This is a genomic window from Breoghania sp. L-A4 (assembly GCF_003432385.1).
Taxonomy (GTDB): domain Bacteria; phylum Pseudomonadota; class Alphaproteobacteria; order Rhizobiales; family Stappiaceae; genus Breoghania.
The window spans coordinates 3,823,148-3,840,948 of the sequence record NZ_CP031841.1 but is presented as its reverse complement, the minus strand read 5'-3'; the positions used below and the strand labels follow the sequence as shown (position 1 = coordinate 3,840,948).

Below are 17,801 nucleotides of genomic sequence, written 5' to 3'. Positions count from 1 at the left end.
TGTTTCCCATGCATTTAAGTGAAACAGGGCGGCTTCACAATGGTGCAGGTCGATCCACTGTCACTATAGCCGATGCGGCCGCGCAGGCCAATTGTCCCGCCGCGCCCGCGATCCGCCGGACCAAATGCCTGCCTCGCGGTGACCCGCCGGCCGTGTGATGGGCGGCAAGCTTTGCCGGGTTGGCAATGTTTTCCGGGTCCGGCGGACGGCTCCGATGCGCAGGCCGCGCCGAGATCGTCGGAAAGCCGCCGTTTCCCGCGCGCCGGACGTTTGGCCCCGTGCTTGCACATGTCTTTGTGAATTCGCGTGCCGGATGGTGTCCGCGCTGGACGACTGGAAAGAGCGAGGCGGTTTTGCAGATTTACGACATGAACATCTCGGGAGATGCGGTTGGGCTGGCAGGCGGTGGGCTTGCGGGCGCGGCCGGCGGTACGGTTCGCGCCGGTCTTGCCGTCTCGGGCGCGGCGGGCGTCGCGGCCCCCGCCGGTGGGGCGGGCGGGCTGTCAGGCGTTCCCTCGCTCTTCGCCAGTCATCTCGATGTCGCCACGGGCGCCGCGCCGGCTGCTCCCCTTGCGCCGATGGTGGAGGGCATGAGCGTCTCCGCGGCGGCGCTGATGGATGGCCTGTTCGGCGCGACGGCGCCGGTGCTGAATTTCTCGCTTGTGTCAGAAGGCGCCGACGGCGTTGCGGCCTCGGATGTGGCGCCGGACGCGCAGATCGATCCATTGCTTCTTGTGGCGGACGAACCGTCCGCTATTGACGCGGACGAAGTCACTCTGGCTGCGGCCGAAGGCGCGCTCGTGCCGCCGCCCGTCGTGGCGCCTGTCATGTTTCCCGCGCTGCCGGATGGAATTGTGGAGACCGCATCGTTTGGCACGGACGGTGATCTTGCTGGCGACCTTGCCGGCAACCTTGCTGGCGATCTCGCTGATGATCTTGCCGGCGATTTTGCAACGCCTCCCGCCGCCCCAGACGCGGGCTCGGACGAGGGCAATGCCGATCGCCCGCCGGTGGTTCGGAGTGCAGGCACGACGGACGCTCCCGGTTTCTTCCCCAGTGTGGCGGACACGCCGGCTGGCGGTCAGCCTGTGGCTGAGCCCGCAGCGCCGATGGCGCCTGCGCCTTCCGCTGGTCTTGCCGCGGCTACGGTGCCGCTGACCGAGCCAGGTCTCGATGCGGGGCTCGTGGTCCGGTCAACTCCCGGCGCGGCTGAGCCCGTCGTGAAACCTGTGGTCGGCGCGCCGGGAGCCCCGGCGGTTCAAGTGGGCGCCGGGCCCGTCGCCGCAGCGCCGGAAAGCGCCGTTGCTGCGGATGATGCGGATGTGCCGCCGTTGAAACGCGAAGCCGCCCTGCCGCAAATGCCCGTGGGTGCATCCGCGACCCGGCCCGTCGCGGCTGCGCCGGCCGGCCCCAATGGCGCGCAGGCCGCGCCGCTGCAAGCGGTCCAGCCGGTCGCGACGGCGCAAGTGGCGCCCCTTGTCATCGGCGATGTCGCACAGGCGGTTGACGCGGACGGTGTTCCTGCAACCGAGGTTGCGAAGTCTCCCGTGGATCCCGCCCAGCCGCTGCGCGCGGCAACGACTGCTCCGGCCGCCGCACAGAACAACGCTGCGCAGGCGCCGGTTGTCGCAGCCGGGGTCCAGAACACAGCCAGCCAGAACACAACCAGCCAGAACACGGCCGGACAGAACATGCTCGGGCAGACATCGCTCGACGGAGAGGGCCAGCCGGGCGGCGACGCGGGTGATGGCGCCGAGAGTGCAGACGCGGATGGCGTGGTTCGTCCCCAGACCAATGCGGCGGCCACTGAGCCCCGCAAGCCGGTCGTCTCGTCCACGATGACCGTTCAGGCTGCCGCCGCTCCGGCGGTCGCTGTCGGGGTCGAGGTGCTTGGTGGCGATCTCGCCGACGGCGGTGACGGCTATGAGGCCGTCGCCGGCAACACCGCGCGTTCGGGCCAGCCTTTCGTGACGCCTGCGTCCAACGGCGCGCCCGCGGCGCAAACCCTGCCCATGGCCCTGATGGCCATGGAAATCACCCGCAATGCCCAGCGCGGCCAGACCCGGTTCGAGATCCGTCTTGATCCGCCGGAACTGGGTCGGGTGGATGTCCGGTTGAAGATCGGTGACGATGGCCAGGTGCGGGCGCATTTGATCGTCGAACGCCCTGAGACGCTCGACATGATGCAGCGCGATCAGCGTGGCATGGAGCGGGCTTTGGAAAATGCCGGGTTGAAGACGGCGAGCGATGGCGGGCTGTCCTTCTCGCTGAAGGATCAGGGCGGGCAGGCATCTGCCGACGGCGGCAATGAGCATCGAGAGACGAACGGTTTCGGCGAAGCCGTCGCCGGCGATCAGCCGGTCGACCAGCAGGCGGCGCTGGAACGGGTCGCGGCCTATACGCGTGGTGGCGCGAGCGGGCTGGATATACGTGTGTGAGTAAACCCGCGGCCGGCGCGACTGCGCGGGCTGCCGGGACCATCCTCCGGCCAAACGGCCGCTGGTGTGTTCCCGAGCGACAGTGGAGATTGAAAGATGGATGTTTCGGGCGCTTCCTCAACGACGAAGACCACGGGCGGCGCGAGCAACGATTCCGCGACGCTGTCGTCCAACTACGAGATGTTCCTGACGCTGCTCACGACCCAGCTGAAGGTGCAGGATCCGCTTGATCCGATGAACGCTGACGATTTCACCAACCAGCTGGTGCAATATTCGGCCATCGAACAACAGATCAAGACCAACGCCAATCTGGATGAACTGATCTCATCGGTGCAATCCCAGAGCGCGGCTGGCCTGGTCTCCTATCTCGGGACGAAAGTGGTCGCTGATGGCGTTCAGAGCGTTCTGGAGGACGGAGAGGCCGTTTGGGGCTTCACGTCAGGGGCCGGCGCCGAGACGGCGGAAATCTCGATCCGCAATTCCGATGGCGCGGTGATGTTCACGGAGAAGATCGAGATCACGGAAGGCTCGTCCGCCTATGTTTGGGATGGCCGGACCAACAGCGGCGTCGACGCGCCGGACGGCACCTTCTCGATTTCGATCGCAGCAAAGGATGGCAGTGGCAATGCGGTGTCCGTGGACACGCAAATGTCCGGCGTGGTCGATGGCATCGATCTGAGCGGGACCGAGCCCATCCTCAAGGTTGGCGGCGCTCTGATCCCCTTGTCGTCGATCCATTCCGTCAGCAGGTCGCTGTAGCCTCGGGAATCGACTGGAAGGCCGGGGCTGTCGAGAATCGGGCATATGGGCGCCCAAAGCGCCTCGCGCCGCATCTCGCGGAGGCCGTGCCTGCCGGTTTCGGGCTCCTCGCAAGCCCGCAATCATTCCCGAAATTGCATTTTCAGCCGCGCCGGAGCCATCCGGTGCGGTTATTTTTTGCCGTGTACGCGGTGTCGGCAACCGGTCATGTATGACCGTGGCCGCCAGGGCTGCTGCGTCGGCGTCCTTGCGCGCCAGAGCGCGGTTTTCTCACGTTTTTTTCACAATCCTGACAACTTTCAGCGCCGCGTGTCCCCTGTGCGCTGCCCGTTTGGCCCGCGGGTTGCTGCCGATTTCGGGCACATTATCGAAGAGGTTTCCAGACTAGGGACAATTCTTACCGAATTCTTGCCAAGGGTTTAGGTAAATTTTAAATCGGACCGGCTAATCTCTCCCCATACCGAGGTCACGTTTAGTGTGAGAGTACGATGACCGAGCAAGTTCGTTCTCGTGTCAAATATGTAATCGGGCCCGACGGCAGCCCATTGACGATTGCCGATCTTCCGCCGACGTCCACTAAAAGGTGGGTCATTCGGCGCAAGGCTGAAGTGGTCGCCGCTGTTCGCGGCGGGCTGCTTTCCCTCGACGAAGCATGTCAGCGATATACGCTGACAGTCGAGGAATTCCTGTCGTGGCAAAGTTCCATCGACAGGCACGGTCTTGCGGGCTTGCGCGCAACGCGGGTTCAACAATATCGGTCTTGATCGCCGATCCCACCTCGGGGTCAGAGGGCGTGATTGATTTTACGAAAGCGGGCCCGGGATTCCGGGCCCGCTTTTTTCCGTACTCGCGTCGCTGTGCCCGGAAATCTCAACGCCTGGCCAGCTCGAATCGTTGGCGCGGATTCAGATCCGCGTGTCGTGAGCAGTCGCTTTCGTTCCGATTTCGGATTCCGGATGGGCAATCCACGTCGCGTTGGTTAACGCGCTAGGCGGATTTTGCCTGCCTGGGTAAAGAGCCGATTGGCCAAAACCCTAGAAAAATCATATGGGCAACTGCGCATTTGTTCATTTGTTAACGTCTTGTTTACCATCTCGGGGCAATTTTTGCCTAGCGAGCCGTTCGGGAGGCGTTCCACCATCCTCATGTCCTCACTCTCTCTCGGACGGCTCGATCTCTGAAGCGCTGGATTGGAAGACAAACGCACCGTGAACGGCTTTTTCGAATTCATGCGCGCATTGGGGTCCGCCCGGCTTGCGGCTATGGGCGCCGTCGCCGCGATTTTGATCGGGGTCTTCGCCGTTATCATTCTGCGCGTGACGTCACCCGTCATGACGCCGCTCTACACAGAACTGACGTTCGATGACTCCTCACAGATCATCAATCAGCTGGAAAGCCTGGGCATTGCCTACGAGGTGCGCAGCGACGGCGCAGCCATTCTGATCCCCAAGGCTGATGTTCTGCGCACCCGCATGCGATTGGCTGAGCAAGGGCTGCCGACGGGTGGGTCCGTCGGCTATGAGATTTTCGATCGCTCCGACACGCTGGGCGCCACAAGCTTCGTCCAGAACATCAATCATCTTCGCGCGCTCGAGGGAGAGCTCGCCCGCACCATTCAGGCCATCGGCAAGGTGGCGACAGCCCGGGTTCATCTGGTATTGCCCGAACGGCAGCTGTTTCAGCGCGACAGGGAAGATCCGACCGCCTCGATCGTTCTGAAGGTGCGGGGGCACCTCGATCAGGGTCAGGTGCGCGCCATCCAGCACCTCGTGGCTTCGGCCGTCGAGGGGTTGAGCCCGTCGCATGTTTCCATCGTCGACGAGACCGGCCAGTTGCTGGCCAGCGGCATGGAGGGCGATTCAGAAGGCATGCTCGCCACGTCCCTGCAGGAGCGCACGGTCGCCGTCGAACGGCGGCTGCGCCAGCAGGTGGAGGAAATCGTTTCGTCCGTTGTGGGGCCAGGACGCGCGCGGGTGCGTATCGCCGCCGAAATCGATTACAACCGCATCACAGAGACCTCCGAGATTTTTGATCCTGATGGCCAGGTGGTGCGGTCGACCCAGTCGCGCGAGGAAAGCGCGTCTAGTCAATCCGGCGAGGATGGGGTCACGGCCGGCAATCAGTTGCCCAATGCCGAGACCAATCCGGCCGGCACGGGTGACCGGGATGCGTCGAGCACGACCGAGGAAACCGTCAACTACGAGATTTCGCATTCGACCAAGACCGAGATTGTCGAGGCGGGCGGCATTCGCCGGCTGTCGATCGCTGTCCTTGTCGACGGCGTGTATGAGACCAACGCCGATGGCGATCGTGTGTATACGCCGCGCACCCAGGAGGACCTCGACCGCATCGGCGCGCTGGTCCGCTCGGCTGTCGGCTATGACCAGACCCGTGGCGATCAGATAGAAGTCGTCAACCTGCGCTTCGCCAATGCGCCGGGCATCGATATTCCGGAAAACGAAAACAACCTTTTCGACCTCACCAAGGATGACATTCTGTATGTCTCCGAATTGGGCGTCCTGCTGGTGATCACGCTATTGTTGATGCTCTTCGTTGTCCGTCCGCTGGTTCGCAAGATTGTCGCGCCTGAGGAAGTGAAGGCAGCGCTCACGGCGACGGAGGCGCGTGATCAGGCCATGATCGCGGCGGACGGTTCCCTGATCCCCGTCGAGGCTGTCAGCGAAGCCAGCAAGTTGGAAAGCCAGACCATCCAGTGGCTGAGCGATGCAAAGGCCGCTGGTTCCGAGCACGCCCAGTCGGTGAAGCAGATCGGCGAGATCGTCGAAGAGTACCCCAATGAAGCCGTGTCGATCATCCGCGGCTGGCTGAACGAGGCGGCATAGGACATGGGAGCGACAACAAGAAGCCTGACCATCTCCACCGAGCACGAAGACCGTGAGTTGGTCGGCGTCGAGCGCGCGGCGGTGTTGCTGCTCGCGCTTGGAGAGGAGCACGGCCGGCCGGTATGGGAGCGTCTCGATGAAATCGAGATTCGCCAGATTTCGGCAACGCTTGCCAAGCTCGGACCGGTCACGCCGACCATGCTTGAATCCCTGATGGTCGACTTTGTCACCAAGCTGACGTCGCAGGGCGCATTGACGGGCAATGTGGACGCCACGGAGCGTTTGCTCGGCTCCTTCCTGCCTTCCGACCGCGTCTCGCACATCATGGAAGAGATCCGCGGCCCGGCTGGGCGCAACATGTGGGAGAAGCTGTCGAACGTTCAGGAGAACGTCCTCGCCAATTATCTCAAGAACGAATATCCGCAGACCGTGTCTGTCGTGCTGTCGAAGATCCGGGCCGATCACGCGGCGCGGGTATTGTCGATCCTGCCGGAGGAATTCGCGCTCGAAGTGGTCAACCGCATGCTGCGCATGGAAGCGGTGCAGAAGGACGTGCTCGAGAAAATGGAGCAGACGCTGCGCACCGAGTTCATGTCCAATCTGTCGCAGACCAGCCGTCGCGACTCCCACGAGCTGATGGCTGATATCTTCAACAACTTCGACCGCCAGACCGAAGCCCGATTCCTCTCCGCGCTCGAGGAGGAAAGCCGCGAGTCGGCGGAGAAGATCAAGACGCTGATGTTCACCTTCGACGATCTGGCGAAGCTGGATGCCGCGAGCGTCCAGACGCTGTTGCGCAACGTCGACAAGGGGAAGATGGGCATCGCGCTGAAGGGTTCGAGCGAGGCCGTTCGCGAGTTCTTCTTCTCCAACATGACGGCGCGTGCGGCCAAGATGCTGCAGGACGACATGAATGCGCTTGGCCCCGTGCGGCTGCGCGATATCGACGATATTCAGTCAGAGATGGTCAACGTCGCCAAGGATCTTGCTGCGCGCGGTGAAATCATGATCACCAAGAACGGCAGCGATGATGAACTTGTCTACTAATCAAGCGACGGGGCAAAAAATGGCATCCAGACCTACCCCGGAGCGCTTCCTGTTCAACCAGGAGCTGTTGGCGCCGAAGAAGCCGGAGAAAGTGGAACCCGAGGTTGCCGCCGAGCCGACGATCACCGTGCGTGAACATCAGAAGCTGCTCGCAGACGCCGAGAAGCGCGGCCATCAGAAGGGGCTCGCCGCGGGCCGCGCCGAGGTGGTCGACAAGGAGGCCGATCGGCTTGCCGGCGAAGCGGACAGGCTCACGAGTTCCGTGGATGCTTTGCTGAAGGGCATCGAAGGCGAGCAGGAACGGCTGGAAAAGGATGCCGTCGGATTGGCGTTTCTCGCCGCGCGGCGGTTTGCGGCGCATCTGATCGCTCGCGAGCCGCTTGGCGAGGTGGTGGCCTTGCTGTCGGAGTGCCTGGGGCCGCTGCGCCGCCAGCCGCATGTGGTGGTGCGGATCAACGAGCGCGACAGCGACCGGCTCAAGAACGCCGTTGACGGTTTGGTGTACGAGAAGGGGTTCGAGGGGCGCCTGGTGATCCTTGGCGAACCCGACCTGGAGCGTGGCGATTGCCGCATCGAATGGGCCGACGGAGGCCTGCTGCGCGACCGCAAGGCGCTTGAGAAGCAGATAGAGGCGCTTGTGCGGCGCTATTTCACGGCGCGTGATGATGTTCGCAAGGCCAGCGCGCGCGCCGCGCCGGCCAGCGACACGACGGGAGCTTGATGCAATGAGCGAAACAGAAGAACGCGGCGGAATGCCCCTTGAGGAACTCTCGGTGCCAACGCTCGACCGCGCCGAGACCCCGGCGCCCACCGCCAAATCGGCTTCCGATCTGGAGGCTGTCTTTGACGTTCCTGTCCGGGTTTCGGCCGTTTTGGGACACTCCAGGATGCATGTGTCCGACCTGCTGAAGCTGTCGTCGGGCACCGTGCTCGAGCTCGACCGGAAGGTCGGCGAAGCGATCGATATCTATGTCAATGACCGTCTTGTGGCGCGCGGCGAAGTGGTGCTCGTGGAAGACAAGCTCGGCGTGACGATGACGGAAATGATCAAAACGGACCGGTAGGTGGAACGGATTTCCCTGCACGTGTCTGGTGCCATTCGATGGCGACGAGGTGACCAATGCAACTCCTGATTATCGGCACTCTCGGCGGGCAACTCACCGCGGCGACCAAAATCGCCATGGACCGTGGCGCGGGTGTCATTTACGCGGAAAACGTCAATGATGCGCTGAAGGTCCTGCGCTCGGGGCGCGGCGCCGATCTGATCATGATCGACGTCAATCTCGATATCGGCGCCCTGATCGAACGGCTGCAGGCCGAACGTATCCATGTTCCTGTTGTTGCCTGCGGCACGGAGACCAATGCGCGCGCCGCGGTCGAGGCAATTCGCGCCGGCGCGAAGGAATATATTCCGCTGCCGCCGGATCCCGAGCTCATCGCGGCGGTTCTGGGCGCGGTCGCCAACGACCAGTCCGATATCATCTATCGAGACGATGCCATGGCCGCCGTCGTTCGCCTGGCAGAACAGGTGGCGCCTTCGGAAGCATCGGTGCTGATCACCGGCGAATCGGGCACCGGCAAGGAAGTTCTGGCGCGCCACGTTCATCGCAAGTCCAACCGCTCCAACAAGACCTTCGTCTCGGTCAACTGCGCGGCGATCCCCGAAAATCTCCTGGAATCCGAGCTGTTCGGACATGAAAAGGGGGCCTTTACCGGCGCCATCGCCCGTCGTATCGGCAAGTTCGAGGAAGCCGACGGCGGTACCTTGCTGCTCGACGAGATCTCGGAGATGGACGTGCGCCTGCAGGCGAAGCTGCTGCGCGCCATCCAGGAGCGGGTGATTGATCGCGTTGGCGGCACGCGCCCTGTGCCGGTCAACATCCGGATCCTTGCGACCTCCAACCGCGATCTCGCGGAAGAGGTGCGCGGCGGACGGTTCCGAGAGGATCTGCTGTACCGGCTGAACGTGGTCAACCTGAAGATCCCGCCTTTGCGCTTGCGTCCGGCCGATATCTCGGAACTGGCGCATCACTTCATGCGCAAATACTCCAAGATCAACGGTGTTCCGGAGCGCGAGATCAACGCCGAAGCGCGGCGTGCCCTGATGTCCAATCCGTGGCCGGGCAATGTGCGCGAGCTGGAGAACACCATGCATCGCGCGGTGCTTCTGGGTGCGGATGACGAGATCGGCCCCGAGGCAATCCTGACGCCCGATGGAAGCCCCGCCAACTCCGGCGGCTTCCTGGGAGCGGGCGACCCGGCCGCGCATGCGGCGCTGGCCGCGCAGGCCGTCACCCGCACGATGGTCGGCCGCACGGTCGCCGAGGTTGAGCAGGATCTGATCCTCGACACGCTGGATCATTGCCTTGGCAATCGCACCCACGCCGCGAAAATCCTGGGCATCTCGATCCGCACGCTGCGCAACAAGCTCAACCAGTATTCCGATGATGGCGCGCAGATCCCCGCACCGGGCGAAGCCCGCCATGCGGGGTATTGACCATGCCTAGATCCTTTTGCCGCCTGGGACCGTGCCGCTCATGACCGATGTGCCCGTGACGACACCCGCTGCTCCCGTGACCCCCGGTGACGGGGCAGGCAAGGTGATGCTGACGGATCTGTTCCATTTCCTGCGCCGCGGCGACATTGGCCTGGCGATGGGGGTCATGACGATCCTGGTCGTGCTGATCATGCCGATGCCGGCGTTCATGCTCGATCTGTTCCTCGCGATCTCGATCATCCTCTCGATCTTGATCCTGATGACCTCGCTGTTCATTCAGACGCCGCTGGAATTCTCGGTCTTTCCCACCGTCTTGCTGATCGCCACCATGCTGCGGCTGGCGCTGAACCTCGCCTCGACCCGTCTGATCCTCGCCTATGGGCATGAGGGAACGGGCGCGGCCGGCCATGTCATCGAGGCCTTTGGCAACTTCGTCATGGGCGGCAACTTCATCATCGGCCTGATCGTCTTCGCGATTCTGGTGATTGTGAATTTCGTGGTCATCACCAAGGGTTCCGGCCGTATCGCCGAGGTGGCCGCGCGATTCACGCTTGATGCGATGCCCGGCAAGCAGATGGCGATCGACGCCGATCTCTCCGCGGGTCTGATCGAGGAGGCCGAGGCGCGCACCCGCCGTCAGGTTCTCGAGGACGAGTCCTCGTTCTTCGGCGCCATGGACGGTGCATCGAAGTTCGTGCGCGGTGACGCCATCGCCGGGCTTCTCATCACCTTCATCAACATCGTCGCGGGCATCATCATCGGTGTCGCGCAGCAGGATTTGTCGTTCGCGGACGCCAGCAGAACCTACACGCTGCTGACCATTGGCGACGGTCTGGTCTCCCAGATCCCGGCGCTGATCGTCTCCACGGCCGCGGGCCTTCTGGTTTCCAAGGCCGGCGTCAAGGGCGCCGCCGACAAGGCGCTGATGAAGCAGCTCTCCGGCTATCCCAAAGCCATGGGCATGTCGGCCTTCGTGATGGGCGTAATGTCGCTGCTGCCGGGCATGCCGATGATCCCGTTCCTCGGGATGGCGGGCCTTGCGGGATGGATCGCCTACCGCTCCAATCTCACGCAGAAGGCTGTGGTCGTGCAGGCGGCCGTCAGCCACGCGGAGGCGATCAAACCGCCGCCGCCGCAGGAACCGCCGATCACCGACGCGTTGAAGATGGACGATCTGCGCATCGAACTCGGTTACGCGTTGCTGCCGCTGATCAACTCCGATCAGGCCGGAGGCGATCAGTTGACCGAGCAGATCAAGGCGCTGCGCCGCCAGCTCGCCACCGATCTCGGCGTGCTGATGCCGGCCGTCCGCATCCTCGACAACGTTCAGCTTCAGGCCAACGACTATCTGATCAAGGTCAAGGAAGTGGAGGCCGGAAGGGGCCAGATCTATCCCAACCAGTTCATGGTCATGGACCCGCAGGGCGGCCAGGTGCAATTGCCGGGGACGCACACGGTGGAGCCGACCTTCGGGCTTCCCGCGACCTGGGTGGAGGCGAGCCTGCGCGAGGATGCAAGCCTCAAGGGGTACACCGTGGTCGATCCGGCAACGGTCATGTCGACGCATCTGACCGAGATCCTGCGCGCCAACGTGTCCGAGCTTCTCTCCTACGCCGATGTGCAGAAACTGTTCGCGGAGCTTCCCAAGGAACAGTCGAAACTGGTGGAGGACATCGTCCCCGGGCAAATCAGCTTCTCCAGCATCCAGCGCGTGCTTCAGATGCTGTTGGCCGAACGCGTCTCCGTCCGCGATCTGGGAACCATCCTGGAAGGCATCGCGGAAGCCTCGTCGTTCTCGCGCAATCCGCAGGTCATCGCCGAACACGTGCGCGCGCGGCTCGCCCGGCAGATCTGCGCCGCCAATCTGGCGCCGGGCGGCTATCTGCCGCTGCTCAGCCTGTCGCCGCAGTGGGAGCAGGCGTTCGCCGAATCCATCGTCGGGGAGGGCGATGATCGTCATCTGGCGATGGCGCCCAGCAAGCTGCAGGAGTTCGTTGGCCTGGTACGCGACGGCTTTGAAAAGGCGGCGCTCTCCGGCGAGGCGCCGGTGCTGCTGACCTCCGCGGGCGCGCGTCCCTTCGTACGCTCCATCGTGGAGCGGTTCCGGGCCCACACCACGGTGATGAGCCAGAGCGAAGTCCATCCGCGCACCCGGCTGAAAACCATCGGTTCTGTCTGATATGCCGTGCGAGACACGTGCGGGATCGTCCTGCGTCACGCTCAATCTCGACGGCTATACGCCGGTGCCCGCGGGCAAGACCGCGTCCGTGGTCACGTATCTGGAAATGCGGGCGCGGCCGGAACCGAACCCGCGCGACGCGACAGGTCTTTCCCTGCATCGTGTGGATGCGGCGGAATCCGATTGGTATCGCGGGTTGTTTCGCCGTATCGGAGCCGATTGGCTGTGGTCCGAGCGGCTGGCGATGAGCGAGGCGGACCTGAAGGCTATTCTCGCCGATCCCGCGGTCGAGATTTACTCACTGATCCGCCGCGGGCGGGAGGCCGGCATGGTGGAACTGGACTTCCGCGATCCCGAGAACGTCGAACTGGGCTATTTCGGTCTCGTCCCGGAGGCGATCGGTTCGGGCGCGGGGCGCTGGATGATGGAGCAGGCGTTGGATGAGGTTTGGGCCCGTCCCCGGACGCGCCGGTTCTGGGTGCATACCTGCACGCTCGATGCGCCAGGCGCCTTGGGTTTCTATCAGGCGTGCGGTTTCACGCCCTACAAGCGGGCGATCGAGGTGTCGGATGATCCGCGTCTGGCCGGTCTGCTGCCGCGAGACGCAGCGCCCCAGGTTCCCGTGCTTTGACGAACCGTTTGTGGAATGGGCGGACGATCCGGCGCGCAAGCGCCGCGGGCATGTTGGCGCTTGGATTTCCGTGATTTTCAGACGCTGATGTCGAGGGACGAGGACAACGTGTCGAGCTTCTTCTCGCGCTCGTCGGCCTTGGCGCTCAGTTCCGCCTGGAAGCGCTCTGTGACCCGCTGGTATGTCAGCTCGATCGCGGTCGCGGCCGCATTGCTGTTCACCGTGAAGATGTTTGTCAGGTTCGCCTGGTTCGCCCGGTACTGTTCGTTCGCGGCTTGGCGCTTTTCGCGCCATTTGGCGTTGTTCTCGACGAACGAAAATTTCTGGTTGGCTTTGATGCCTACCACGGGTCCGGCTCCTGAGGGCGTGCTTAGCGGATCGCTCGAATGCCATCGGCCTTGACTGCGCGCCTTCATCGTCGCCGCAAAGGTTTAATCAATTGTAAACGACTGCCGTCCCGCCGCGTGCCGCATTACAGCGCGCGAACGCGTCCGTGCTCGCCAGTGATGGTGCGGCACTGTCTGTCGCGACCTCAGACGGTCTTGTCGAGGCCCCCATACAGTTCGTCGAGCTTCGATGCACGCTCCTCGGCTTTCGCGCTCAGCTCCTGCTGAAAGCGCGCGGTCATCTGCTGCATGGTCAGTTGCACCTGACCAGCCGCCTTGAGGTTGCCGACGTTGTAGATATTGGCTGCCGTGTACTGCGCGGAGTAGAAGCGCTCGTTGGACGCCTGTCGGCGCGCCTTCCAAGCTGCGTTGTTGTCCTTGAAGCTGAACTTGCGGTAGCTCGTCAAGGCATACCGTTTGGTATTGCCGGAAACACTGGTCACGATTGCTCCTCCACGACCCGTCGTGCCGGCGCCGCTGAAGCGGCGCAAGTGAGCGGTGTCGAAACATGTCGAAAAAGGTATTCAGCAGACGGCGCAATGCGCACAAATGGCGCACACCTATCGCTGAGAATCACCGCGATCTGCTAAAGTTCTGTTAATTTTTGACGCGTTTCAGCGCCTGAAGGGCGATTGTTCAGACGCCGCCGCTGCGTTCTGGAAAGGCCGCGGCGATCGCTTCGCGGTTCGCCTCAAGCACCCCCGCCTCGGTAATCAGTCCGGTCACGAGGCGCGCGGGCGTCACGTCGAAGGCATGGTTGGCCACGGGCGAGCCATCGGCGACGATCGTCACCGTCTCGATGCGCCCGTCGCGGGTCAGTCCGGTCATGCGCGAGACCTCGGCGCCGGGCCGCTCTTCGATGGGGATCTCGCGAAGTCCGTCGCTGATCGCGAAGTCGATGGTGGGAGAGGGCAGAGCGACGTAGAACGGCACGTCGTTGTCCTTGGCGGCCAGGGCCTTCAGATAGGTGCCGATCTTGTTGCACACATCGCCGGTGGCCGTCGTGCGGTCTGTGCCGACGATGACCATGTCGACCTCGCCGTGCTGCATCAGGTGTCCGCCGGAGTTGTCCGGGATCACGGTGTGAGGGACGCCGTGATGGCCAAGCTCGAATGCGGTCAGCGCGGCGCCCTGGTTGCGCGGCCGCGTCTCGTCGACCCACACATGCATCTTGATTCCCTCGTCGTGGGCCATGTAGATCGGCGCGGTCGCCGTGCCCCAGTCGACGGTCGCAAGCCAGCCGGCATTGCAGTGCGTGAGCACGTTGACCGGCTCTCCCGGCGCCTTGCGCGCGGCGATGTCGCGGATGATCGCCAGTCCGTTGCGGCCGATGGCGGCGCAGATCTCCACGTCCTCATCGCAGATCTCGGCGGCGCGCTCGTAGGCGCGTGCGGCGCGTTCGCCGCGCGGCACGTTGCGCAAGGCCGCCCGCATCTCGTCGAGCGCCCACTTCAGGTTGATCGCGGTGGGCCGCGTCGCGTGCAAGGTCTCATAGGCGGCGTCTATGGCCTCGTCGCTGTCGTCCTCGCGCAGTTGCAGGCACATGCCATAGGCGGCCGTGGCGCCGATCAGCGGCGCGCCGCGCACCAGCATGGCGCTGATCGCGTGTGCGGCGTCGGCCATGGTGCGCAGCGTCACCGTGGCGAAGACATGCGGCAACCGGGTCTGGTCGATGACCTCCACCGACCAGCCGTCCCCATTGGTCCAGATGGTGCGCATGTGCGTTCCGTCGATCTTCATGGCTGCTGCTCCGGTTGCGGGGTGAGGTGTTGGTCTGGATCGTATGCGAAAGAACGCGGTTTGCGGCGCGTGGCGTGCGGTTCTCCCCAGGAGCCTCAGGTGACGTCGATCACCACGGCGCCGACCGTGTCGCACAGGGCCTGCGGATTCGTGGCGAACACGCAGCGCGGGGTGCCGGCGGCGGCCCAGATTTCGGCATGCGCGAAGAGATCGCGGTCCATGTAGACGTCCATCGCCGAGGCATGGGCGAAAGGCGGCACGCCGCCGATGGCGAACCCGGTCGTCTCGCGCACATAGTCGGCGTCCGGCCTGCGCAGCGCTTCGCCGATGTGTGCCGCCGCCGCCTTCTCGTTGACCCGGTTGCCGCCCGAAACCAGCAGCAGGATCGGCTTGCCGCTCCGGGCTCCCTGAAACACCAGGGACTTGACGATCTGGCCGACCTGGCAGCCGCAGGCGTCGGCGGCCTCCTGCGCGGTGCGCGTGGAGCCCGGCATCTCGATGATCGCAATGGCGAGGCCGGAAGCCGCCGCCGCGTCGCTGACGCGCCGGGCGCTGGGCGGTAGATCGGTCATCAGGTCTCCACAGTCGCGTTTACCATGAACGGAAGATTACCGGTGAACATCGCCGGTTCAAGAGGGCGATGGGCTGAATTTCGAGCCTCAATGTGGTACTTAAGAATTCGTTAACGTGCCGCGATCCGATTCTCGCGCCTCACCGCCTGAAAGGGTGCTGCGCCAGGCGCGAACGGTCGTGTGCCCGGTTCGGGGGATCTCGACGATGAGCGAGAATATCGACAACGTTGTGCCGCATTCCAGGGTGCGTTCTTTGCGAGAGGCCATGCGAAAGGTTCGCGTGGCGTCGGCGGAGCGTACGGATGTGATCGTCGAGCTTCAGGAAACCGAAAAAGCGCGGCTCGAGATTCTGCTCGAGGAACTGTCCGATGTCCTCAAGGAACTTCCCGAGGACGATGAGCAGTTTGCCTTGCAGGTCGTGCCGGGCAATCCGCCGCGTCTCTGGATCGACCTCACCAGTCATGTGGTCATGGGGCGCGACCGGCGGACCTATCGGTTCATCAAGGACACCCGGCTCGGCCGCACGGTGATCCTCGAGACCGACGAGGCGGGTCCGATCGCCGACTGCATCACGGAATACATCGCCGAACGCATTATCGAACGCGAGCGGGCGCTTGAAGCCGATTGGCTGCTGAAGCGGCTCGGCCAGGATGCCGAAAAGGCGATGGCCGAGGCGGAAGAGCGCAGGAAGGCGGAAGAGGCCAGGGCGCGCAAGCCACTCCCCGCGGGCACCTACTGGACCGCCATCGGTACGTTCTTCGTCGGTCTTGCGCTTGGTATCGGCGGCCTGATCGCCTACGCGTGGTTCTACAACCCGCTCGGCTGAGCAAGCGAATGCCGAGGCGCGTGCTCCTTGGTTGGACCTTCCGGGCTCAGCGTCTTTTCCCGAATATCTGAAATTCCCTGCCCGGGCGCGGTGAAGCCGCGTTCGAGCATGTGGCATCGCCATTTTCCGTGAGTTCCGGCCGAACCGCTCGCGCGTTCGATCGTGAACAGGTTGTAGCGCGCACCGGGATGAAAGGTTCCGGGGGCGTGTGATGCCGAGGGAACGCCAACCACGGGCACGGGTCCATCGGGTCCGGGAATCCAGTTGAGACTGTCGACGTGGGTATGGCCGTGCAGGACGAGCTCGGCGCCGGCCTCGCGAATGGCCGCGCGAACGCGCGAGGCGCCGATCAGCCGTTTGTGCCAGTGGGTCGCGCCGCGGATTGGCGGGTGATGGATCATCACCACCCGGAACGCGTTGTCGCGCCCGGCGCGGGCCAGCATGTCCGTCAGCCGCTTGGCCTGGCCGGAGCCGACATGACCGGTGGCCATGAAGGGGCCGGTCGCCACGGCGCTGGAGACGCCGATGATCGCGATGTCGTCGCGCTGCCGCAGGTAGGGGAAGGGGCCCGGGTGGAGGGCGTGGTCGCCGGTGAGATAAGGCGCCCAGGCGTCGCACGCCTTGCGCAGCGCGCCAGGCACATAGGCGTCGTGATTGCCCAGGACGAGGGAAATGTCCCTGGGATCTCCCAGTCCGTCGAGCCAGCGCCGGGCGGGATCGAGTTCCGCCTCGATGGCAATGTTCACCAGATCGCCGGTGATGGCGATGTGATCAGGCGCGCGGGCCGTCAGATCGGCGACGATTCCGTCGAGATGCTCGCTGGTGAAGCTTGCGGCGCGGTTGCTTTGCCAGTTGATGTAACCGAGTACGCGCTTGGACACCAGTTCCCGGACGGTCGGATCGGGCAAGGGGCCGAGATGCGGATCTGATAGATGAGCGAGGGTGTACATGATGCGCGCATCATCTCCCGATGCGCAGTTGCGTCAAGTGCAGGCGCGCGATTAGATCCGCGATCGTGTTCAGGTCACCGGCATTGTGGACAAGGCGGCAGCCAGATGCGGATTTGCGGTGTTGATGGCGGGGGCCCAATGGAAGCGGCGGGCGCGGCGGCGGGTAAAGAGACGGGCGAACATGTCAGAGGTCCTGAACGTGAATGGCCGGGTGCTGGGCAGGATGCCGCGCCGGCAAGGTGACTAATAATTGCGCAGTGTCTGCCGCTTATTTATGCCCTTGGGGAAATTTTGAAACAGACAGTTGTGCAAGGCCGCCATGCGGCTGCTGCATGACGAAAGTGAAAAATGTTCATCAATTAGACACGATTGAAATGCGGCACTGAAAACCGGGCTGCGGGAGCCGGTTTCCCGCCAAGGTGCCGGGTGGGGTCAATGCTGGAATCGCTTCGAACAATCTTCAAGCCGCTGACAAAGAAGGCAATCGCGCTCGTCAGCCTCATGACGCGGCCGATGACCCTTGGCGTGCGCACCATGGTGTTTGACGAACAGGGCCGGATCTTTCTCGTTCGTCACAGTTACGTGCCCGGCTGGTATCTGCCCGGCGGCGGCGTCGACGCGGGCGAGACCTTGGCCCAGGCCGCGGTGCGGGAGTTGCGCGAGGAAGGAAACATCCATGCGAACGGGCCGCTTGAGCTCTTCGGAGTGTATCTGAACGCCGGTCATTCGAGGCGCAACCATGTCGCGCTTTACATTGTCCGCGACTGGAACCAGCCGGGGCCGCCGAAAATGCCTGGCCTGGAAATCGTGGAGGTCGGATTCTTCGACACCACGGCCTTGCCCGAAACAACCACCGCGGCGACGCGCCGGCGCATCGCCGAGGTCCTCGACGATGCGCCGCGCAACGAGATCTGGTAGCGGGCGGGCTCGCCT

At 63.8% G+C, this 17,801-nt stretch carries 17 protein-coding genes; 12 read left to right on the top strand and 5 right to left on the bottom strand.

The window, feature by feature from the left end:
- Nucleotides 1–368: 368 nt before the first annotated feature.
- The 10 genes from D1F64_RS17565 to D1F64_RS17525 all read left to right on the top strand — a co-directional run bounded on the left by D1F64_RS17565 (nucleotide 369) and on the right by D1F64_RS17525 (nucleotide 12,394).
- On the top strand, nucleotides 369–2,438 hold the full coding sequence (locus tag D1F64_RS17565) for a flagellar hook-length control protein FliK (protein WP_162901625.1): 2,070 nt from the start codon (nucleotides 369–371) through the stop codon (nucleotides 2,436–2,438).
- A gap of 96 nt (nucleotides 2,439–2,534) precedes the next feature.
- Entirely contained in the window at nucleotides 2,535–3,197 is a 663-nt protein-coding gene (locus D1F64_RS17560; protein WP_117413470.1) for a flagellar hook capping FlgD N-terminal domain-containing protein, read from the top strand.
- A gap of 488 nt (nucleotides 3,198–3,685) precedes the next feature.
- Nucleotides 3,686–3,961 carry a DUF1153 domain-containing protein gene (locus tag D1F64_RS17555; protein WP_117413469.1) on the top strand — a complete coding sequence of 92 codons (276 nt, stop codon included), beginning with the start codon at nucleotides 3,686–3,688 and terminating at the stop codon, nucleotides 3,959–3,961.
- Between the two features lie 498 nt (nucleotides 3,962–4,459).
- Nucleotides 4,460–6,040, top strand: coding sequence for a flagellar basal-body MS-ring/collar protein FliF (gene fliF, locus D1F64_RS23930; RefSeq protein ID WP_248304792.1), 1,581 nt, complete (start codon nucleotides 4,460–4,462; stop codon nucleotides 6,038–6,040).
- Nucleotides 6,041–6,043: 3 nt separating this feature from the next.
- Nucleotides 6,044–7,087, top strand: a complete 1,044-nt coding sequence (gene fliG, locus D1F64_RS23925; protein WP_205470522.1) for a flagellar motor switch protein FliG — start codon at nucleotides 6,044–6,046, stop codon at nucleotides 7,085–7,087.
- A gap of 19 nt (nucleotides 7,088–7,106) precedes the next feature.
- Nucleotides 7,107–7,808 carry a FliH/SctL family protein gene (locus D1F64_RS17545; RefSeq protein ID WP_117413468.1) on the top strand — a complete coding sequence of 234 codons (702 nt, stop codon included), beginning with the start codon at nucleotides 7,107–7,109 and terminating at the stop codon, nucleotides 7,806–7,808.
- Nucleotides 7,809–7,812: 4 nt separating this feature from the next.
- Entirely contained in the window at nucleotides 7,813–8,151 is a 339-nt protein-coding gene (gene fliN, locus D1F64_RS17540) for a flagellar motor switch protein FliN (protein WP_117413467.1), read from the top strand.
- A gap of 56 nt (nucleotides 8,152–8,207) precedes the next feature.
- Nucleotides 8,208–9,584, top strand: coding sequence for a sigma-54 dependent transcriptional regulator (locus D1F64_RS17535; RefSeq protein ID WP_117413466.1), 1,377 nt, complete (start codon nucleotides 8,208–8,210; stop codon nucleotides 9,582–9,584).
- A gap of 106 nt (nucleotides 9,585–9,690) precedes the next feature.
- A complete protein-coding gene (gene flhA / locus D1F64_RS17530) occupies nucleotides 9,691–11,763 on the top strand; it encodes a flagellar biosynthesis protein FlhA (protein ID WP_248304791.1) in 2,073 nt (690 codons plus the stop codon).
- Between the two features lies 1 nt (nucleotide 11,764).
- Nucleotides 11,765–12,394 carry a GNAT family N-acetyltransferase gene (locus D1F64_RS17525; RefSeq protein ID WP_117413464.1) on the top strand — a complete coding sequence of 210 codons (630 nt, stop codon included), beginning with the start codon at nucleotides 11,765–11,767 and terminating at the stop codon, nucleotides 12,392–12,394.
- Between the two features lie 77 nt (nucleotides 12,395–12,471).
- On the opposite strand, the gene D1F64_RS17520 is transcribed toward D1F64_RS17525, so the two are convergent.
- The 4 genes from D1F64_RS17520 to D1F64_RS17505 form a co-directional block, all read right to left on the bottom strand.
- Nucleotides 12,472–12,741: a hypothetical protein gene (locus D1F64_RS17520; protein ID WP_117413463.1), complete on the bottom strand. Its 270-nt coding sequence runs from the start codon at nucleotides 12,739–12,741 to the stop codon at nucleotides 12,472–12,474.
- Between the two features lie 185 nt (nucleotides 12,742–12,926).
- On the bottom strand, nucleotides 12,927–13,223 hold the full coding sequence (locus tag D1F64_RS17515) for a hypothetical protein (RefSeq protein ID WP_162901624.1): 297 nt from the start codon (nucleotides 13,221–13,223) through the stop codon (nucleotides 12,927–12,929).
- Between the two features lie 193 nt (nucleotides 13,224–13,416).
- Entirely contained in the window at nucleotides 13,417–14,520 is a 1,104-nt protein-coding gene (gene mtnA, locus D1F64_RS17510; RefSeq protein WP_117413461.1) for an S-methyl-5-thioribose-1-phosphate isomerase, read from the bottom strand.
- Between the two features lie 95 nt (nucleotides 14,521–14,615).
- Nucleotides 14,616–15,092: a YbaK/EbsC family protein gene (locus tag D1F64_RS17505; RefSeq protein WP_117413460.1), complete on the bottom strand. Its 477-nt coding sequence runs from the start codon at nucleotides 15,090–15,092 to the stop codon at nucleotides 14,616–14,618.
- A gap of 265 nt (nucleotides 15,093–15,357) precedes the next feature.
- On the opposite strand from D1F64_RS17505, the gene D1F64_RS17500 reads away from it, so the two are divergent.
- The gene (locus D1F64_RS17500) at nucleotides 15,358–15,918 is read left to right on the top strand and encodes a hypothetical protein (RefSeq protein ID WP_346432264.1); all 561 of its coding nucleotides are present in this window, start codon (nucleotides 15,358–15,360) and stop codon (nucleotides 15,916–15,918) included.
- Here D1F64_RS17500 and D1F64_RS17495 read toward each other — a convergent pair.
- The gene (locus tag D1F64_RS17495) at nucleotides 15,900–16,868 is read right to left on the bottom strand and encodes a metallophosphoesterase (RefSeq protein ID WP_117413458.1); all 969 of its coding nucleotides are present in this window, start codon (nucleotides 16,866–16,868) and stop codon (nucleotides 15,900–15,902) included. The two genes, D1F64_RS17500 and D1F64_RS17495, sit on opposite strands and share 19 nt — an antisense overlap.
- A 426-nt stretch (nucleotides 16,869–17,294) precedes the next feature.
- On the opposite strand from D1F64_RS17495, the gene D1F64_RS17490 reads away from it, so the two are divergent.
- Nucleotides 17,295–17,786: an NUDIX domain-containing protein gene (locus D1F64_RS17490; protein ID WP_117413457.1), complete on the top strand. Its 492-nt coding sequence runs from the start codon at nucleotides 17,295–17,297 to the stop codon at nucleotides 17,784–17,786.
- Nucleotides 17,787–17,801: the final 15 nt, after the last annotated feature.